This window comes from Mycobacterium sp. (genome assembly GCF_035603715.1).
Classification (GTDB): Bacteria; Actinomycetota; Actinomycetes; order Mycobacteriales; family Mycobacteriaceae; genus Mycobacterium.
In genome coordinates, this window is the sequence record NZ_DATNJW010000466.1 from 1 (window position 1) to 2398 (window position 2398).

At 68.3% G+C, this 2398-nt stretch carries 2 protein-coding genes; one reads left to right on the top strand and one right to left on the bottom strand.

Annotated features, from left to right (window positions below; all coding sequences use genetic code 11):
• Nucleotides 1-686, bottom strand: a 686-nt coding sequence (locus tag VN856_RS19370; protein ID WP_325691939.1) for a DUF3097 family protein, incomplete at its 3' end; no start/stop codon positions are given.
• A 103-nt stretch (nt 687-789) separates the two neighbouring features.
• On the opposite strand from VN856_RS19370, the gene VN856_RS19375 reads away from it, so the two are divergent.
• On the top strand, nt 790-2398 hold a 1609-nt coding region (locus VN856_RS19375), incomplete at its 3' end, for a transglutaminase family protein (protein WP_325691941.1).

Here is a 2398-nt window from a genome sequence, read left to right on the forward strand (position 1 = left end):
ATCCCGTGCTTCCAGTCCGTCCCGGGTGGGATGACCGGCCACTCCGCCAGACCCAACCGGGCCGGTTTGACGGCCTGCCAGATGTCGACGAACGGATGGCCGACGACCAGGGTGTCCGAGCCGCCGGGGCCGCGGTGCACCGCTTCGGCCAGCCGCGATTCCTTGGAACCGGGTACCAGGTGGTCGACGAGCACGCCCAGCCGCCGCTGCGGACCGGGCCGGAACTCTGCGACGACGCCGACGAGATCGTCGACGCCCCCGAGGTATTCGACCACCACCCCCTCGACCCGCAGATCGTCGCCCCACACCTGTTCGACGAGCTCGGCGTCGTGGCGGCCCTCCACGTAGATCCGCCCGGTCCGGGCCACCCGGGCGCGTGCTCCGGTCACCGCGACCGAGCCCGACGCGGTGCGGGTGGGCGCCTTGGCGGTCGGGCGTCGCGGCGCGGTCAGGATCACCGGTTTGCCGTCGACGAGATATCCCGGACCGACCGGGAATGGCTTCCGGCGGCCACGCCGGTCCTCGAGTTCCATCCGGCCGTATTCGACGCGCACCACCGCACCGACGTAGCCGGTCTGCGCGTCCTCGACGACCATGCCGAGTTCTATTGCCATTTCGGCTGACCGGACCGTGCGCGCGTTATGCGGGTCGCGTGCCAGCACGTCCGGACCGTAACGATCGTCCACCCGAGCGATCCTAGGAACGACGGGGGCAAAACCCGGTCACGCCACGCGGGATACGGGTTCGCCGTGCTGCGACCTTGTGGCCATCGTGATGAGATGGGCGGTTATGACCATCAAAGTGGCACTGGAGCATCGCACCAGTTACACCTTTGATCGGCCTGTCCGGGTGTTCCCGCATGTCGTGAGGCTGCGGCCGGCGCCGCACTCGCGTACCGCGATCGAGGCCTACTCGCTGCGAGTCGAGCCCGCCGACCACTTCGTCAACTGGCAGCAGGACGCGGTGGGCAACTTCGTCTACCGGCTGACGTTCCCGAATCCGATGAGCCAGCTGACCATTACGGTCGGGCTGATCGCCGACCTCAAAGTGATCAACCCTTTCGACTTCTTCATCGAGGACTGGGCAGAGACGTGGCCGACCGGCGGGTTCACCTACCCCGAGCCGTTGGCCGAGGACCTCAAGCCCTACCTGCGGCCGGTCGACGAGGACGGCGCCGGATCGGGTCCCGGCGAGCTGGTGCAGGCCTGGGTGAGCACCTTCGCGATGGCGCCGGGCACCCGCACGATCAATTTCCTGGTGGAGCTCAACAGGCGGGTCAACAGCGACCTCGGCTACAGCCTGCGGATGGAACACGGCGTGCAGACACCGGATTTCACGCTGCGAACCGGGGTCGGCTCGTGCCGCGACTTCGCCTGGCTACTGGTGTCGATCCTGCGTCAGATGGGCCTGGCCGCCAGGTTCGTGTCCGGATACCTGGTCCAGCTGGCTTCAGACGTCAAGGCGCTCGACGGACCGTCGGGCCCTCCCGCCGACTTCACCGATCTGCACGCCTGGGCCGAGGTGTACATCCCCGGTGCGGGCTGGATCGGCCTGGACCCGACGTCAGGACTGTTCGCCGGCGAGGGCCACATTCCGCTGGCCGCGACGCCGAGCCCGGAGAGCGCGGCTCCCATCACCGGCAACACCGATCCGTGCGAAGCGGTGCTCGAATTTTCCAACACCGTCACCCGCATCCACGAAGACCCGCGCGTCACGCTCCCCTACACCGACGAGGCATGGGCGACGATCCAGGACGTCGCGCGCGGCGTTGACAGACGATTGACCGACGGCGATGTCCGATTGACCGTCGGTGGCGAGCCCACATTCGTGTCGGTGGACAACCAGGTCGACGACGAGTGGATCACCGCAGCCGACGGCCCGCACAAACGCGAACGCGCCTCCGAGCTGGCCGCGCGACTGAAAGCGCAGTGGGCACCACACGGGCTGGTTCACCGCGGACAGGGCCGCTGGTATCCCGGTGAACCGTTGCCGCGCTGGCAGATTGGACTGTATTGGCGCACCGACGGACAGCCGCTGTGGCCCGACGGCTCGCTGCTGGCCGATCCTTGGGGGCCCGCCGGTCCGCCGGCGCCCGACTCCGCCGCCCACGACTTGCTGGCCGCCATCGCCGACGGGCTGAGCCTGCCGCTGTCGCAGGTGCGACCCGCTTACGAAGATCCACTGTCCCGGATGGCGGCCAAAGCGCGCCTGCCCAAAGGCGATCCGGTGACACCGGATGCCGATTTGGACTCGGAAGCCGGCAAGGACACTGCCGCGGGCCGCGCGGAACTATTGGCACGCCTCGATGAATCCACCGAAGCCCCAACCGCATTCGTGTTGCCGCTGCATAGACGCGACGACGACGGCGGCTGGGCCAGCGCAGATTGGCGACTTCGTC